This window comes from Rugosimonospora acidiphila, from assembly GCF_039543385.1.
GTDB lineage: Bacteria > Actinomycetota > Actinomycetes > Mycobacteriales > Micromonosporaceae > Rugosimonospora > Rugosimonospora acidiphila.
Genome location: NZ_BAABJQ010000018.1, coordinates 110,874 through 127,447, shown reverse-complemented (window position 1 = coordinate 127,447; position 16,574 = coordinate 110,874). Strand labels below are relative to the sequence as shown.

General features: G+C 72.0%; 12 protein-coding genes and 1 tRNA gene. 4 read left to right on the top strand and 9 right to left on the bottom strand.

The features are described from left to right. Positions 1–286 precede the first annotated feature (286 nt). The 3 genes from ABEA87_RS27040 to ABEA87_RS27030 all read right to left on the bottom strand — a co-directional run bounded on the left by ABEA87_RS27040 (position 287) and on the right by ABEA87_RS27030 (position 5,687). Complete coding sequence (locus tag ABEA87_RS27040; protein WP_345634228.1) at positions 287–3,016, bottom strand: right-handed parallel beta-helix repeat-containing protein; 2,730 nt, start codon at positions 3,014–3,016, stop codon at positions 287–289. Between the two features lie 626 nt (positions 3,017–3,642). Then, positions 3,643–4,119, bottom strand: a complete 477-nt coding sequence (locus tag ABEA87_RS27035; protein WP_345634226.1) for an NUDIX hydrolase — start codon at positions 4,117–4,119, stop codon at positions 3,643–3,645. 5 nt (positions 4,120–4,124) lie between these two features. Beyond that, complete coding sequence (locus tag ABEA87_RS27030; protein WP_345634224.1) at positions 4,125–5,687, bottom strand: AAA family ATPase; 1,563 nt, start codon at positions 5,685–5,687, stop codon at positions 4,125–4,127. A 323-nt stretch (positions 5,688–6,010) separates the two neighbouring features. Between ABEA87_RS27030 and ABEA87_RS27025 the strand changes: the two genes are divergently transcribed. From ABEA87_RS27025 to ABEA87_RS27015, 3 genes are all read left to right on the top strand, one after another. Continuing rightward, positions 6,011–7,933, top strand: coding sequence for a putative Ig domain-containing protein (locus ABEA87_RS27025; protein ID WP_345634222.1), 1,923 nt, complete (start codon positions 6,011–6,013; stop codon positions 7,931–7,933). A gap of 157 nt (positions 7,934–8,090) precedes the next feature. Beyond that, positions 8,091–8,753: a DUF4241 domain-containing protein gene (locus ABEA87_RS27020; protein WP_345634220.1), complete on the top strand. Its 663-nt coding sequence runs from the start codon at positions 8,091–8,093 to the stop codon at positions 8,751–8,753. Positions 8,754–8,791: 38 nt separating this feature from the next. Further along, positions 8,792–9,241: a hypothetical protein gene (locus tag ABEA87_RS27015; protein WP_345634218.1), complete on the top strand. Its 450-nt coding sequence runs from the start codon at positions 8,792–8,794 to the stop codon at positions 9,239–9,241. Between the two features lie 355 nt (positions 9,242–9,596). Here the strand turns inward: ABEA87_RS27015 and ABEA87_RS27010 are convergent. From ABEA87_RS27010 to ABEA87_RS26985, 6 genes are all read right to left on the bottom strand, one after another. Next, positions 9,597–9,673: transfer RNA gene (locus tag ABEA87_RS27010), tRNA-Ala, on the bottom strand. A gap of 92 nt (positions 9,674–9,765) precedes the next feature. After that, complete coding sequence (locus tag ABEA87_RS27005; protein ID WP_345634339.1) at positions 9,766–10,620, bottom strand: hypothetical protein; 855 nt, start codon at positions 10,618–10,620, stop codon at positions 9,766–9,768. A 105-nt stretch (positions 10,621–10,725) separates the two neighbouring features. After that, entirely contained in the window at positions 10,726–11,352 is a 627-nt protein-coding gene (locus ABEA87_RS27000) for a GNAT family N-acetyltransferase (RefSeq protein WP_345634216.1), read from the bottom strand. Next, complete coding sequence (locus ABEA87_RS26995) at positions 11,349–12,629, bottom strand: molybdopterin molybdotransferase MoeA (protein ID WP_345634214.1); 1,281 nt, start codon at positions 12,627–12,629, stop codon at positions 11,349–11,351. Before ABEA87_RS26995 ends, ABEA87_RS27000 begins: the two co-directional genes overlap by 4 nt. A 184-nt stretch (positions 12,630–12,813) precedes the next feature. Next, complete coding sequence (locus ABEA87_RS26990; protein ID WP_345634212.1) at positions 12,814–13,767, bottom strand: UTP--glucose-1-phosphate uridylyltransferase; 954 nt, start codon at positions 13,765–13,767, stop codon at positions 12,814–12,816. Between the two features lie 9 nt (positions 13,768–13,776). After that, positions 13,777–15,876, bottom strand: coding sequence for a GGDEF domain-containing protein (locus tag ABEA87_RS26985; protein WP_425570961.1), 2,100 nt, complete (start codon positions 15,874–15,876; stop codon positions 13,777–13,779). A gap of 127 nt (positions 15,877–16,003) precedes the next feature. Between ABEA87_RS26985 and ABEA87_RS26980 the strand changes: the two genes are divergently transcribed. Next, a complete protein-coding gene (locus tag ABEA87_RS26980) occupies positions 16,004–16,531 on the top strand; it encodes a 5-formyltetrahydrofolate cyclo-ligase (protein ID WP_345634210.1) in 528 nt (175 codons plus the stop codon). The last annotated feature ends 43 nt before the right edge of the window (positions 16,532–16,574 follow it).

Below are 16,574 nucleotides of genomic sequence, written 5' to 3'. Positions count from 1 at the left end.
GTTCAGAATGTCGTCATGTTATTGCAGTGATAAGTAGAAATTCAAGCGCAACTTTCGTAAGTGACTTCTGTGGACTTATCGGCATTGACGCTGGTTCCCCGCTGCGGGCGAGGGCGAATTCCGCCGGCCTGCGCATGCACCGCCGAGACGAATCGTGCAATTTCCCGGCACAAAAAGGCGTCGGCCCGAGCCGGATAGGGCTCGGGCCGACCAGACCACTCCCGGGCGCCAGACGCACGTCGGCCCGAGCCAGGTGCGGCTCGGGCCGACGTGCGGGGTGTGTGAATCAGTGCTGGTAGCTGCCGACCAGGTCGGCGATGACATCGACGGTGCCTGCCCCGCCGCCGTTGTAGAGCACGAGGTCGCCGCTGGCCGGTATGGGCACGCTGACCAGGTTGGCGATCGTCTGGTTGGGGGCCCAGTCCAGGCTCGACGTGGTCGGCCGTGACTGCCCGCTCGGGTACACCGTCAGGAAACCGGCCGCCGTCGGGTTGGTGACCGTCACGTTGAGCAGCACCCCGTTGTTGGTACCCGTGCGGTTCACCGGGTAGCCGGCCAGCGACAGCACCAGCGAGCCGCCGGGCGGAATCGGTGAACCGCCCGCGAGCCGGGTGTCCAGCACCCGTACCTGCTTGGCCGGCTCGTACAGGCCGCCGGTACTGGAGTCGCCGCCCAGGTCGAGCTGGTAGTAACCGGCCAGGTCGGCCAGGATCTGGACGGTACCGCCGCTGCCGTTGTAGAGGTCCACCCTGCCGCTGGTCGGCATCCGCACCGTCACGAGGTTGGCGATCGTCTGCCCCGGCTGCCAGTCCAGGTTCGAGGTGCCGGGTCGGGCCTGCCCGTCCGGGTACACGGTCAGGAAACCGGTCTTCGTCGTCGAAGTCACCGTCACGTTCATCACCGCGTCGGTGACCGCCCCTATCGCCCCGGGTACCCCGGCCGTGCCGGCGAGCTTCAGGCTCACCGTGGCGCCCGGCGCGACCGCGACGGTCGACGGCACCCCGACCGCCGCGCGGGTGTCCAGCACCCGGGTCGGGCCGTCCTGGAAGTATCTGCCGCCGATGGCATCGGTACCGAAGTAGCCGGCGAGGTCGGCCAGCACGTGGACCGTACCGGCGCTGCCGTTGTAGAAGTCCACCTTGCCGTTGAGCACCGGCACGGTCACCAGGTTCGGCACCGACACACCCGGCACCCAGTCCACACTGGACGTTCCCGGCCGGGGCTGCCCGTCCGGGTACACGGTCAGGAAGCCGGACTTGGTCGGCTGGGTCGCCGTCACGTTGAGCACCACGGCCGAGACCCCGGACGCCGGTACCCCGGCCACGCCGGCGACCTGAAGGCTCACCGTCGAGAACGGCGCGACCGGCGTGGTCGTGGACACCCCGATCCTGCCGCGAGTGTCCAACACCCGTACCGGATTGAGCGGGGTGAAGGTATTACCCACCTTGGCCACCTGGGTGGCAGTGGACGTCAATCCCGTGACGTCCTTGACCGTCACCGTGACGTTGCGCGAACCCAACTCCGTGTACGTGTGCGTGGCCACCGGCGTCGTCTGGGTGACCACCGTGCCGTCGCCGAAGTCGAACGTGTACGTCGAGGCCGGCGCCCAGAGCGTAGAGGACGATGCGTCGGCGGTGAACTTCCAGCCGCTCGTCGCCGTGGGCACCGTCGGCGTCAGCCGCAGCAGGGCGGACGGCCCATCCGTCAACTCCACCGCGCCCCGGTCCCGGTAGGTCACCGTGCCGTGGCCGGTGTTCGAGACCCGCGGGTCGTCCTCCGCCGGGAACCCGTGCCAGTCGGCGTCCTGTTCTCCCGGTGCGCTGGCGTCCGCCGAGTCAACCTCGGGCGTGCTGTCGTTCAGGGGCACGAACGTGGTCCCGACCAGCTGCGGATTGCGGTTGATGTCGTGCGCGCCCTGGCCCGACGCGGCCTGGAATGCGGCCAGGGAGGCGACCGGCACCCCCCAGGCGTACGCGCCCGCGCCCGGACCGAAGCCGAAGCTGACGTTGTAGTCGACCGTCGTCGAGGATTCGGCGTCGTCGTAGACCCCGATGCCGACCTCGTCGGCGGGGGCCGTCGTGCATTTGATGGGTGAGGTCACGTTCTCCGTGGAGATGTTGTTCTCGACCGACACGCCCGCCGAGGTGCCGCGCACCAGGATGCCGGTGCAGTTCTCCTCGACGGTGTTGCTGGTGATGGCCGTGCCGCCGGTGTCCACGTTGTCGATGCCGGCGGCGATGCTCTCGTACACGACGTTGTTCGCGACCACCGTGCCGCTGGCGCCGCCGTCGATGAGCACGCCGAGGCCGTTGGTCTCGACGCTGCTGTCGAGCAGTTGGTCGCCGGTGCCGGAGATCTCCACCCCGGGGGCGGGCTGGGCGCCCCGGCGACCGTTGCCCAGGATCTGGCTCGACGAGATGGTCACCCCGGTCGTGGCGTGGTCGAGTGAGATGCCGCCGTTCTCGTTGTCCTGGACCCGCACGCCGGTCAGGGTCGAGTCCGATACGCCGGCGAGCCGGACCCCGGCCGCGTCGACGTTGTCGGTCTCCTGAATGACCGACTTCAGCGTGATGTGCGACGAGTTCGAGATGGCGATGCCGGTGGTCCCGTCGCCGTACACGCCGATCGACGAGAGCGTCACGTCGTGCTGACCGGTCACCGTGATCCCGGCGCCGTCACCCATCAGCATGACGTCCGATCCAGTCACGGCCGGGTTCGCCGCGAAGGTGATCGGGTTGCCGGGAGTACCCGACTTCGTGATGTCCAGCGGCTCGAAGTACGCCGAGCCGGCGATGAGCACGGTCTGCCCCGGCTGTACCGCGGCGGCGGCCTCGGCCAGCGTGCAGTACGGCCGGTCCGGGGTGCCCGTGCCGTCGTTCGAGCAGTTCGATTCGAGCCGGTTGTCCACGTACAGGTTCGCCGGCGCGTCGGCCGCCGACGCCGCTCCCGGCACCGCCAGCCCGTACGCCGCGGCCACCATCAACACGGCCAACGAGACCGTGCCTGTCCGTCGCATCTTCACCCCCATGAAAGCTGCCGACCGGAATGGTCTCGAGAATCTTCCATGGCCCGATGATCAGTGGACAAGACCCGGACATCGGCCGATCGGGTAGGTGTTCATGAGGCGTGAACCTCCGCGCGCCGGACCTGCCGTACGCCCGGACGCGCCTCGGCCCGAGCCAGGTGCGGCTCGGGCCGACCACACCCCTCCCGGGCGCCAGACGCACGTCGGCCCGAGCCAGGTACGACTCGGGCCGACCACACCCCTCCCGGGCGCCAGACGCACGTCGGCCCGAGCCAGGTACGACTCGGGCCGACGCGCGGGGTGTGTGAATCAATGCTGACACCGGAACGGTAGGGAGGATCTTGCATGGCCGGGCACCCGCGGGACAAGACCCCCGGATCGGCCGATCGGTCAGAGATTTTGAGGGTCGGCCGCCGTCGCCGGTCGGCAGCGGGGCGCCGGCAGCGCTTCGTCGGCGGACGCCGGCTTCACCGTCAATCCGTCATCGAGCGTCGCGAGCCTTGCCCACGGTGCTGTGCCAGCCGCTGCCACACCCATCGCACCAGCGCGCCCAGCGCCACCACCACTATCGCCACCGCGCCGGCTTACCCACGTGGCCGCCGATCATGCCGGCCGCCCTACCCGAGGTGGGGCGTTCCGCCGCCGGTCAGGTAGTGGTTGATCCGCATCCGCATCGACCGGTGCATGGCAAGCTCGCCGATGCGCTCCGGCGACACCCAGTGCACCTCGCGCGACTCCGCGCTCGGCGTCGGGACCCCGCCCAGCGGTCGGGCCGTGAAGACCACCGAGAACTCCTGCCGGGCCTCGCCGTCGCTGGTATAGAGGATGACGTGCCGGGGATCGGTGTAGATGCCGACCAGCCCGGTCACCTCGACGTCGATGCCGGTCTCCTCCAGGGTCTCCCGCACGGCCGCCGCCGGAAGCGACTCCCCCAGATCCATCGCGCCGCCGGGCAACGCCCAATTGTCGTTGTCCGTGCGGCGGATCAGCAGAATCTCACCGGACCCGTTCGCCACGACGACGTTGACCGAGGGGACCACGCTGTTCGCGGTGGGCGCGGCCGGATCGTCGAAGAAATCGATGCGCGAAGCCATGTGCCTCAAAGATAGACCGGCGCGTGCCGCGCGTCGGCCGGTGGGGCCGGGGCGTGGGCGCCGGCGCCACCGGAGCGCCACAGCCGGCGCCGGTTGGGCCCGGCCCCGGTGGCCAGCACCTCGCGCACCAGCGGGTACCGGAACCTGAACCCGCACCGGCTTTCGTCGAGGATCCGGTAGCGCCGCGCCATTTCCAGCCAGTCGAGCACCGACTCCGCTTCGCGCTCGTCGGCCACCAGCTGCGCGACCGTCACCGTCGGACCGGCCACCGCCATCCGGCGCAGCAGCAGGACCACTGGCTCGGGCAGCGCGGTCAGCTGGTGCACCACGGCCAGGCGCAGATGCCACGGAACGATCGCGCCGCCGACCCTACCGCCGCCGACCCTGCCGGCAGCGACCCTGCCGGTGGGGGACCGACCGTCGGCGTCGGGCCCCGCCGCCGATGCGTCCCGGGCCGCCCGGGTCAGCTCGACCAGGAACAGCGGCAGCCCGCCGGACAGCCGCACGATCCGGGAGCGGGTGGCCTCGGGCAGCGCGACCTCGCCGGCCGTGGCGGTGATCAGCGCGTCGGCCTCCGGCGTGGCCAGCGGGGCCAGCCGGCGCCCACGTACCAGGTGCAGCCGGGCCAGATCGGCGGCGTGCAGCCCGAGCGGCGCGTTCGGCGCCACGTCGCCGGCTCGGCACGCGGCGACCAGACGCAGGTACGTCCACGACCGGCGCACCAGGAAGGCGAGCAGCTCGGCGGTGTCGCGGCCCGCCCAGTGCAGGTCGTCGAGTACGAGCAGCAGGCGTCCGCTACCGGCGATGTTGTCCAGGAACCGGCCGACGGCCTCGAACATGAGCCGCCGCGCCTGCTGGCCCGGCTCACGGCCCGAACCCGACCGCGTGCCCGAACTCGACCACGTGCCCGAACCCGACCGGGCCCCCGAACCCGACCGCGCGTCCGGACCCGCGCCGCCACCCTGGCGGATCCGGTCCGCCAGCTCCGGCAGCAGCAACTCCAGGCCGGCGCAGCCGCGCAACTGCGCCGCGAGCACGCTGGGCGGGGTACGCCGGACGTGGTCGGCCAGCGCGTCGGCGAGTGGCGAGTACCTGCCGCTGTCCCGCCGGGTGACCCCGACCAGTACCGGCATGCCGACCCGGGTACCGATCGCCACCGCCTCTGCCAGCAGCCGTGACTTGCCGATGCCAGCCTCGCCGTCGTACCCGAGCGCGGCGGGACCGTCGCCGGTCAGGTGCGCGTGCAACTCGGCCAGTTCCGCGCGCCGGCCGATCAGCGGGCCGGCCGGACCGGCGATCGGCAGCAGGGTGCCGACCGGCACCGCGCGCCGACGCCCGTACCTGGCGGCGTCCTCCAGGAGGGCACGTTGCGCGCCGGTCAGCCCCAGCGCCTCGGCGAGCCGGTCGAGGGTGAGCCGCCGGGGGTGGCGGCTGCCGCACTCCAGGCTGCTGATCGCCCGCACCGACAGCTCCGCCCGGTCGGCAAGCTGCTCCTGGGTCAGCCGGGCGGCTTTGCGCAGCCGGGCGAGGAGAGTGCCGAAGGAATCCTGCCACTCCTGCCCCGGCATTGCGCCTCCCACGGTCGACAGTGACCCGCGGGCGGGTGTTTCCGGCGTCGCATTCAGCGCCACGAGCGGCTCCAGCCGGCGAGTTCACGCCCACTCTCCGCAGGCAGCACGTGGCTCTCAGCTGCCGCGTTGTGGCAGCAGTTTGACATATTCGCATCAATTTGTCACACGTGACATCAGCTCCTGTTCGCAAACATTTGAGCCGGCTGTGTGGGTTGTGCGTGGCTTTCCCGAAGTCAAGCCCATCAATGGAGTGTGGAGTCCGGCCAGACGCCGGTCCGGACTTCACGCCACCCAGGTAACCCCCTGCTTTGGAGGAGAACATGCGGGTAAGACCCCCGGTGCTCGTCGCGATCGGCGCGGCGGTGGTGCTCACCGCCGGCATGCTGGCCGCGGCGCCCGCGTCGGCCGCGACCACCGCGACCAACTACACGCACAGCTGCGCCACCGCCAAGCGCGGTGAGATGTCCTGTTTCGCCCTGCGGCGTACCGACATCCACAGCGCCCAGAGCCTCGCGCCGAACGCGACGCCCGCCGGTTACGGGCCGTCCCAGCTGAAGAGCGCCTACGCGCTGCCCGCCGGCACGACCACCGCCACGGTCGCCATCGTCGACGCCTACGACGACCCGAACGCCGCGTCCGACCTGGCCGCGTACCGCTCGCAGTTCGGCCTGCCGGCCTGTGGCAGCGGGTGCTTCACCAAGGTGAATCAGAACGGCGCGACCTCCCCGCTGCCGGCCGGGAACACCGACTGGGCGGGCGAGATCTCGCTGGACCTGGACATGGTGTCGGCTATCTGCCCGACCTGCCACATCCTGCTGGTCGAGGCCAACTCACCCTCCGACGCCAACCTGTACGCGGCCGAGGACTACGCGGCGGGGCACGCCAAGTACGTGTCCAACAGTTGGGGTGGCGACGAGTACTCCGGCGAGACCTCTGACGACGCGCACTTCAACCACCCCGGCGTGGCCATCACGGTGAGCTCCGGTGACGACGGCAACGGCGCCGAATACCCGGCCACCTCGCGCTACGTCGTGGCGGTCGGCGGCACCTCGCTGCGTACCGCGTCGAACTCCCGCGGCTGGACCGAGACGGCGTGGAACGGCGCGGGCTCCGGCTGCTCCGCCCTCGAGACCAAGCCCACCTTCCAGACCGTCACCACCGGCTGCTCGCGGCGCGCCGAGGCGGACGTGTCCGCCGTAGCCGACCCGAACACCGGCCTCGCGGTGTACCAGACCTACGGCGGCAGCGGCTGGGAGGTCTACGGCGGCACCAGCGCGTCCGCCCCGCAGATCGCGGCCGTGTACGCGCTGGCCGGCACCCCGGGTGCCTCGGACACCCCGGCCTCCTACCCGTACGCGCACCCCGGCAACCTGTTCGACGTGACCAGCGGCAGCAACGGCTCCTGCGGCTCGCCGATGTGCACCGCGGGCACCGGCTGGGATGGCCCGACCGGCCTCGGTACCCCCAACGGCACGGCGGCCTTCACCGCCGGTGGCGGCGGCGGTACGGGTGGCGTCACCGTCACCAACCCGGGTAGCCGCACCGGTACGGTCGGCACCTCCACCAGCCTGACCCTGTCCGCGTCCGGCGGCACCGGCTCGTACACCTGGTCCGCGTCCGGCCTGCCGTCCGGGCTGTCGCTGAACTCCGGCACCGGCGTCATCAGCGGCACCCCCACGGCGGCGGGGACCTACTCGGTGACGGTGACCGCGACCAGCGGCGGCCAGAGCGGCAGCGCCTCGTTCACCTGGACCATCAACCCGACCGGTGGTGGCGGTGGCTGCACCGGCGCCGGCCAGAAGCTCGGCAACCCCGGCTTCGAGACCGGTAGCGCGTCGCCGTGGTCGGCGTCGGCCGGCGTGATCGACAACTCGTCCCCCGAGCCGGCGCACTCCGGCTCCTGGAAGGCGTGGATGGACGGCTACGGCACCACGCACACCGACACGGTGAGCCAGTCGGTCAGCATCCCGGCCGGCTGCAACGGCTACACGCTCAGCTTTTACCTGCACATCGACACCTCCGAGACGACCAGGACGACGGCGTTCGACACGCTGAGCGTGCGGCTCGGCTCGACCACGCTGGCGACCTACTCGAACCTGAACGCGGCGAGCGGGTACACCCAGCGGTCATTCAACGTGTCCAGCTTCGCCGGCCAGACGGTCACCCTCACGTTCAGCGGCTCCGAGGACATCTCGTTGCAGACGTCGTTCCTCCTCGACGACACGGCGCTGACCGTCAGCTGACCCGCCGATGGTGAACTGAACCACCACACGGGCCGGGCCCGGGGATCCCACCCCGGGCCCGGCGCATGTCCGGCGGTCGGCGCGGGCGTTTCACGTCCGGCGGTACCGTGACCGGAGGTCGGGTGCCGCCGCGCACCCCGCTTCGTCAGGAGACCGCATGAGCCCGCAGCCGCCCGACTTCAACCGACTTCTCGCCGATGGCCGCGAGCACGACGCCAGCGGCTTCCGGTCCGGCTGCGTGGCGACCGTACGCATCCTGCGAGGCGACCGGCTGCGGCTACCGACCGGCCGGCTGGTGGCCGCCGAGCCGCCGGGTAACTTCCCCGACGGGGCGCAGCGCTGCGCTTTCACGCACGCGGTGCCGCCCGGCGACTACCCGGTCGAGCTGGTGATGGCCGACTACACCGACCCCGGCAACCCGCAGGGCAACACCGCCTACGACGCGGTGGCCGCCGCCCGGGTGGTCGTGCGAGCCGAGCCGGTCAACGCCTGGCGCCTCGCGCTGTGCGACGGCCAGGACGAGGCGGACCTGGCCGAGGGCCACATCTACGCGTACCCGGTCGACGGCGGCATCGGCGCGTTCGGCTCCCCGGAAGTGTTCGACGTGCTCGGTCGCAACGAGGAGGCACGCGAGGATCTTCTCGTCGATGCCTCGTTCGGCAGCGACGAGCCGTACGTGACGTACACGGACGAGGCGACCGGCAACAACCTGGTGCTGTTCCGCTCCGGCAACGGTGACGGCCGCTACGCCACCTGGGTCGGCTACACCGCCGAGGGCGAGGTGGCCTGTTTCCTCACCGACTTCGGGCTGCTGACCTGACCTACCGAACTGCTGTCCCGAGAACTAGGGTGAGCCACATGAATTCGCGATCTTGGGCCGCGCTTGCCGTAGCTGCTCTCATCGCAGGCCTGATCGCGGGCTGTTCGTCGTCCTCGCACCCGGCCCCGTCCCCGACCGGGTCCGCCAATGCTGACGAGCGACTGGTCGACGGGAGCGCGCTCATCATCCAGTGCGCGCTGACCAACGGCCTGATGGAACCGCCCACCGGGCTGGCCACCCCGCCGGGCCAAACACCTTGGGTGGAGGGCACGAAGCTGACCATCACGTCAGCGAACATGATCACGTTCAACAATTGGTACGCCGGCGTCGTGGACGTCACGATCGCGGGCAAGGAGATCGTGGATTGGGTCCAGGAGACCGCGACCAGCGGCAAGCTGCCCGCCGCCGTCTGCGGCACGTCCCAGACCACGTCCGTGTTGCAGAAGCAGGTCTTCGCGAACGACCCCGACGCCGGCAACCCCTGGTAAGCACGATGCGCCTACCAGCCCTGGTCGTCGTCGCCGCGCTGGCCTAAGGCCGGTGTACGGCGGGTTCTACCCCGCCACGGCCCCGTCCTCCAAGTCCGGGCCATCCGCAACCCCGACAGCACCTGCCGGACCCGAACCGCCCGCCGCACCTCTCGACCGCGACGAACACCGACCAGCCCCGGACCATCGAAGAGATCTCGGCCTTCCTCCGAAGCAGAGACGCCGCAACGTAATCGGCTCAGCGCTCGATGCGGCCTCTCGACACCGGCCAGCAGGCCAAGATCAAAACTGAGATCGGGCCCACATTGGGCCCTAGCGACCTTGGCTCTGCATTCTTGCTGCTCAACGTACTTACTGGTGGAGCTGAGGGGATTTGAACCCCTGACCCCCTCGATGCGAACGAGGTGCGCTACCGGTCTGCGCCACAGCCCCTTACCGGTCTCCGCCGTGAAGCGGGCGACCGGCGCCTAGATTAACAGGTACCGTGCCGACCCCGCGAATCAGTATGGGCGGGGGCCGGTCCATCAGTACCCGGACGCCCGTGCCTCGTACGCCCGCCCCCGCAGCGGCCCGCGTGCCGAGCCGTCCACCCAGCGCTGGGACAGCCGCAGCGACTCCCGCTGCGCCGCGGCCCGGGCGGCCGCCGCCCGGCGTAGCGCCTCCCTCCGGGCCGCCGCCCGGCGTGCCTGCTCCCGGCGAAGCTCCGCCTGCCGGGCCGCGATCCAGGCCGCCCTGCGGGCGGCCTGCCGCCGCCGCTCGCGCTCCACCACCGCGCGCTTGCGCAGGTGCACCACGTAGGCGGCGAGCAGGATCATGCTGGGTGCCGAGCCGATCCAGAAGCCGGGGCCGACCAGCCCGACGCCGCACAGCTCGATGACGTTGAGCAGCACCAGTGCCGCGAGCACGCGCCGGCGCCGGTAGACGGCCGGTGCGTGGGCCGGCAGCGGGCGCCGCCGGCGGGCCGCCGACCGGCCCGCGCGCCGCGACGGCGCGCCGCCCGGGACCGGCACGCCGGACACCGGAGCGCCCGACACCGGGACTCCGGACACCGGCACGCCCGAGACCGGTGCGGCCGGACCCGCGGCTCCGGCCGGCGGGCTCGCCGACGCCGCTGGCGACGCCCCGGAGGTCGCGATGGGCGACGAGGGAGCCGGCGAGGCCGCCGAGGCGACCCGGGAGACGGATCGGGGCGGGTTCACCGGGCGCCGCCCGGGCACGGTGCGCCGACGACGCTGGCGTTCGATCACCCGCGCCGTGCTCATCGCCCGCTCCGCCACCAGTCGCTCGGTCGCGTCGTACCGGCGAACCAGTGCCGGCGCGAGTGCGAGCAGTCCGGCGGCGGCGAGGACGGCGAGGAGCACCGAGGTCGGCACCCTCACCCCTCCCGTCACAAATCACATCGTTGTGATTCGAGGTTACGGCCCGCTGGCCAGCAGACAAGCACGCCACACCGCCGATGCGGGTCGGGCCCGTCGCCGAACGGGTCAGACCATGGGACGCGACAGCCGGTGCCAGCGAGCCAGCAGCCCGCCCTCCAGGGCGACGTCCTCGGACGTCACCGCGTACCCGACGTGGTCGCGCCAGGCGCCATCGATGTGCAGGTACCGGGCGTGGTACGCCTCTTCGCGGAAGGCCAGCTTCTCCACCACCCGGCGGGACGGCCCGTTCTCGGGCCGGATATTGACCTCGATGCGGTGTAGACCGCCGGCCGAGAAGGCGTGATCCACGGCGAGCGCCAGCGCGGTCGGAATGATCCCCCGCCCGGCCATCCGTGAGTCGACCCAGTAGCCGGCGAAGCCGGAGCAGAAGGCGCGGCGCACGATGTTCCCGATCGACAGCTGGCCGACCAGCTGCCCGTCGTAGCAGACCGCGAACGGCATGGCCTCGCCCACCCGGGCCGAGCGGCGCAGCTCGCGCAGCACATAGCGGAACGAGGACGTCGAGTTCAGCTCGTACCACGGGCCGGGCGGCGTGGGCTCCCACTTGGCCAGCCACTGCTCGTTGGCCCGGCGCACCTCGGACCAGGCCTTGGCGTCGCGGCGATGGTACGGGCGCAGGACGACGGGCCCGTCGGTCAGGGTCACCGGCCAGCCGGGAGGCAGCACCATCATCGCCGCCGGTCCAGCAGGAGCACGTCGACGGTGGACCCGGCCGGGGCGTTGGTCACCCGCTCGCCGAGCACCATCATTCCGTTGGCCTCGACCATTCCGGAGAGCGTGTACGGTCCGCCGGCCAGCGGCTGGACCGTGTATCCGCCGCCACGGCGCTCGGCGACCTGCGCCGGGCGGAATTCGCGCAGCCCCAGCGGAGAGTGCACGGTCTCCAGCAGGTGCGCCCGGACGCTGGGCCGGAACACCGGCTCCGCACCGGCCAGCACCTGGATGACCGGCCTGGCCAGCACCTCGAAACCGACCAGGGCGGAGCCCGGATCGCCGGGTAGACAGATGATCGGTACTTCCTCGTTCCCCACGGTACCGAAGCCTAATGACGATCCTGGATAGACGGACACGGCGGTGAAGGTAACCGAGCCCTTGGACAGGATCCGGCGCACCATGTCCCCCGGGCCGGTGCCCGTACCTCCGGTGGTGATGATCAGATCGGACCGCAGGGCCTGGTCCTCCAGCAACCCGCGCAGCCCCTCGGGATCGTCGTCGCAGATCCCCACCCGGTACGCGTGGGCGCCGGCCTCGGCGGCCGCTGCGGTGAGCGCGTGCGAGTTGACGTCGACCAGCTGGCCCGGCTGGCTCGTACGGCCCGCGTCCACCAGTTCGTCGCCGGTGGCCACGACCACCACCCGGGGGCTGGGTCGCACGACGATGTGCCCGATCCCGGTGGCGGCCAGCACGGCGACCAGTGCCGGCGTGACGAACGCGCCGGACTCGGCCAGCACCGTACCGGCGGGGACCTCATCGCCGGTGCGGCGGATGCCGGACCCTCGCTTAGGCGCGGTGAAGATCTCGACCGAGGCGATGCCCTGGTCGGTCTCCGCGGTCGGCACGATCACGTCGGCGGTCGCCGGCAGCGGCGCCCCGGCGGCGATGGAGAAACAGGTGCCCGGGGTGAGCCGCACCGGCCGCCAGCTGGACGCGCCCAGGTCGCCGATCACGTTGAGCCGGATCGGGCGCCCCGGCTCGGCGTGGCTCACGTCCTCGAAGCGGGCCGCGTACCCGTCCACGTCGGCGTGGTCGAAGGCCGGCAGCGGACCGGGCGTGATCACGTCCTGGGCGAGCACGTTGCCGTACGCCTGGGTCAGGTCGAGGTCGAGGGCCGGCAGCGGGCGCAGCCCGCGCAGCACCGTGGCGATGTACTCGGCGAGCGGGGTCAGCCCGGCTCCGGGCCCCCAAGCCGGGGGTCCCGGAGCCGATGGCCGCTCGGCCGTCGCCGTCATGCCTGCGCCTCCGCGAGTAGGTGGGCGTCGGCCGTCATGCCGGCGCCCCTGCGGATAAGTGTGCGTCGGCCGTCACGCCGCCGCCTCTTTCGCCAGGCACGTGCCGCCGGTCAGGTCGGAAATCCGGGCGTGGAGGCACGTGCCACCGGTCATGTCGGCGCCGTCGCAGGGTGGCCCGCGGCCGTCATCCGGTGCGTTCCATGTTGCCGTTGACGAAGCCGCCGAGCCATTCCTTGAACTTCGGACCGAGGTCCGGGCGCTGGCAGGCGAGCTGGACGACGGCCTGCAGGTACCCGATCGGGGCACCGGTGTCGTACCGGGTCCCGCGGTACACGATGCCGTGCACCGGCACGCCCTGCTCCAGCAGCATCGCCATCGAGTCGGTCAGCTGGATCTCGCCTCCGGAACCGGGCGCGGTGCGGCGAATCGCATCGAAGATGGAGTTGGGCAGCACGTAGCGGCCCACCACCGCGAGATTGCTGGGCGCGACGTCCTTCTTCGGCTTCTCCACCAGCGCGGTCACCTCGACGATCTCGCCGCCGTCCGAGGTGGACTGCGGCTTGACCGAGGCGATGCCGTACCGGGTGACCTCGTCCCAGGGAACCTCGATCAACGAGAGGACGATGCCACCGGTCTGCGCCTGCAGGTCGAGCATGCTGGGCAGCAGCGGGTCCTTGTCGTCGACGAACTCGTCGCCGAGCAGGACCGCGAAGGCCTCCCCGCCGACGTGCGACTCGGCGAACGAGACGGCGTGGCCCAGCCCCAGCGGCTCGGCCTGCCGGCAGGTGTAGATCTCGGCCAGCTCGGCCGGGCGCTTGACCTCGGCCAGGCGCTTGAGATCACCCTTCGCGGTCAGGTGCTGTTCGAGGTCGGGTCGGCGGTCGAAATGATCCACCATCGAGGTCTTGCCGCGCCCGGTGACCAACAGAATGTCGTTGATCCCGGCCGCCGCCGCCTCCTCCACGATGTACTGCAGGACGGGCCGGTCGACGACCGGCAGGAGTTCCTTGGGCACTGCCTTGGTGGCTGGCAAGAATCGGGTGGCGAGCCCCGCGGCGGGGATGACCGCCTTGACGGCACGCCGCGAGCGACCGTTGCTATCCGGTGCGGGCTGTTGGTCAGTCGAAAACTCCGGCATGTGGCCAGGCTATCGGCCGCGCGACTGTCGCGGAGCGTGTGGGCCGGTCGACGCGCCGCTTCCACCCCCACCGGCCACCAGTTCGGGTGCTCCCCCGGTGCTCAGGCCGGGTGCCGGGCTGGCGATGAGGTCCGCGTCCCCGCCGGCCGCCCGGCAGGTGTTCCGACCGGCCGCCTTCGCCGCGTACAGCGCGTCGTCGGCCGCCTCCATCACGGCCGGGCCGCTGGTCCCGTCGTCCGGGAACACCGCCACGCCAACGGAGACGGTCACCGGAACCCGGCCGGCCGGCTTGTGCACGCGGGAATCGGGCAGGCGGGGAGGTACCACCATCGGGGTTCCCCCGATCGCGGCGCACAGCCGCTCGGCCACCGTTATCCCGCCCGGCGCGTCGGTCTCCGGCAGCAGCAGCACGAACTCCTCGCCGCCGTGCCGGAAGGCGAGGTCGACCTCGCGGATCTCGGCGCGTACCCGGCGGGCGAACTCGACCAGCACCGCGTCCCCCGCGGCGTGCCCGAAGGAGTCGTTGACCTCCTTGAACCGGTCGAGATCCAGCACCAGCACGCACAGCTGGTGGCCGAACCGGCCGGCCCGCTCCACCTCGCGGCGCAGCGCCTCGTTCAGCGTCCGGTAGTTGTACAGGCCGGTCAGCGGGTCGGTGTGGGACAGCCGCTGGGCCTCCTCGTGCATGCGGACGTTCTCTACCGCGATCGCCGCCTGGCCGGCGAAGGTGCGCAGGGTGGCCACGTCGGCGTCGTCGAACTCGTCCGCGCCGAGCCGGTCGTAGAGGGCCAGCACCCCGCGTACCGAGTCCGGCCCGCGCAGCGGCACCGCCACATAGGTCAGGCAGGTCGGCTCCTCCGGCACCAGCGCCGGGCCGTCCCGGCCGACCCTGCCACGCAGCGGCGTCCCGGTGGCCGCGACCGAGCCGAGCAGCCCGGTGCCCAGCGGTACCCGCAGCGGCAGGTCGTCGCTGATGCCGACCAGCGCGTCCTGCTCGACCAGCAGTACCGCGCCGGAGCGCGCGCCGGTCACCGCCCGGGCGGTCTGCAGGATCACGCCGAGAATCCGGTGCAGGTCGTGCGTGCTGGACAGGGTGCGCCCGAGCATGTCGAGGTGCCCGCGGAGTTGGTCCCGGCTCGCGGTCAGCGCGCCGACGTACGCCTGCATCTCCCGGGTCATCCGGTTGAACGTGGCGGCCAGCCGGCCGATCTCGTCGAGGCCGCGCACCGGCGCCCGGGCGGACAGGTCCCCGCCGGCGGCCCGGTCGACCGCGCCGGCCAGCTCGGCCAGCGGCCTGGTGGTACCCCGGGCGAGCCACCACGCGACCCCGAGAGCGATCGTGGCGGCCAGCGCGACCGCGCCCGCCAGGATCGGGCCCAGGCCGCCGACGCCAGGGCCGGGCGTGGAGATGGCCAGCGGCAGCGGCTCGTCGGCCGCCGGGGTCAGGCGCCGCACGTACCGTCCGGCGGTGCGCCCGGTCTCCCCGTCGGGCAGTCCGGCGGCGACGTCCGCCACCCGCTCGGCCCGGTTCGCCGGCTCGGTCGACAGCGGCTCGGTGGACAGCGCCTCGGGCCCGCCGCCGATCAGGGTCACCGAGGCGTTCGGGGTGAGCCGGGCGAGCAGGGCAGCGTCCAGCGCGCGGACGGCGAACGCGTACCCGGCCGACACCCCGCGCTGGTCGCGCAGGGGCACCCGGGCGGCAATGGCCGTGTACCCATGCCCGGCGCCGGGTCGGGGCGCGTCCCCGGGAGGGCCGGCGCACTCGGCCCACGGTCGAGGCGGGGCGGCACCGGTGCTGAACAGCACCCGGCCGGAGCGGTCCTCCACCCGTACCGCGCCGGCCGCGCCGCCCGCGACCAGCGCGACGCCGTCCGGCTCGCGGGCCGAGTCGGGCAGCAGCGCGGCGGTGCTGGCGACCGCGTGCAGCTGCTGGCACAGTGCGTTCACCGAGCCGCGCACCGCGTCGCTGGCCAGGTTCAGCCGGTCGGCCGCCCGGGCAGAGTCGACCCGCTGCACGGTGAGGGCCACGAGGACCGCGCCGAGCAGCACGGGGCCGAAGACCACGGCGAGGAATGCCGCGGTCAGCCGGGCGCGCAGCGTGAATGCCAACGAAGTTCCTGGGCCGCCTGACCACCGCGCCGTGACCCGAAGCGGCTGCTAGCGGCCCGTGTCCCCCCTCCGGTTCTGATGCTGCCATAGTCAGCTGCAATAGACTGGTCTGGGCGAAGGATGTGTCGTGTCCGATTTTTCGCAGCAACCGAAGGCGCGGTTGCGCACCCAGCTGCTGGCCGCCCGGCGGGCCCGCACCGACCGTCCCGCCTGTGACGCGGCGATCGTCGAAAAGCTGGTCGCGCTGGCCGGCGGCCGGCGCACGGTGGCCGGTTACGTGCCGTTCTCCACGGAGCCCGGCGGCGCGGCGCTGCCCGACGCCCTGGCGGCGGTGTGCGACCGGCTGCTGGTCCCGCTGGTCCGGCCGGACCTCGACCTGGATTGGGAGGTCTACGACGGCGACGGGGCACCGCTGGGCGTACGCGCGCTCGGCGAGGCCGATGTGGTGATCGTGCCGGCGCTCGCGGTGGACCGTGGCGGCATGCGGCTCGGGCGCGGCGGGGGCTCGTACGACCGGGCGCTGGCCCGGATCGCGCCCGGCGCGCTGAGCGTCGCCCCGGTGTACTCGGACGAATTCGTCGATTCGCTACCGTTCGAGCAGCATGATCGGCGGGTCGGCGCGGTAGTGACACCCGAAGGAGTTATCCGGCTGTGACGTGACGCTCGCCCGACTGGACGAACGGCGTCCGATGACGCAC

Excerpts from the sequence above, each read along its gene's own strand:
- ABEA87_RS27040 (WP_345634228.1), bottom strand. The coding sequence starts at position 3,016 with ATGCGACGGACAGGCACGGTCTCGTTGGCCGTGTTGATGGTGGCCGCG.
- ABEA87_RS27035 (WP_345634226.1), bottom strand. The coding sequence starts at position 4,119 with ATGGCTTCGCGCATCGATTTCTTCGACGATCCGGCCGCGCCCACCGCG.
- ABEA87_RS27030 (WP_345634224.1), bottom strand. The coding sequence starts at position 5,687 with ATGCCGGGGCAGGAGTGGCAGGATTCCTTCGGCACTCTCCTCGCCCGG.
- ABEA87_RS27025 (WP_345634222.1), top strand. The coding sequence starts at position 6,011 with ATGCGGGTAAGACCCCCGGTGCTCGTCGCGATCGGCGCGGCGGTGGTG.
- ABEA87_RS27020 (WP_345634220.1), top strand. The coding sequence starts at position 8,091 with ATGAGCCCGCAGCCGCCCGACTTCAACCGACTTCTCGCCGATGGCCGC.
- ABEA87_RS27015 (WP_345634218.1), top strand. The coding sequence starts at position 8,792 with ATGAATTCGCGATCTTGGGCCGCGCTTGCCGTAGCTGCTCTCATCGCA.
- ABEA87_RS27000 (WP_345634216.1), bottom strand. The coding sequence starts at position 11,352 with ATGATGGTGCTGCCTCCCGGCTGGCCGGTGACCCTGACCGACGGGCCC.
- ABEA87_RS26995 (WP_345634214.1), bottom strand. The coding sequence starts at position 12,629 with ATGACGGCGACGGCCGAGCGGCCATCGGCTCCGGGACCCCCGGCTTGG.
- ABEA87_RS26990 (WP_345634212.1), bottom strand. The coding sequence starts at position 13,767 with ATGCCGGAGTTTTCGACTGACCAACAGCCCGCACCGGATAGCAACGGT.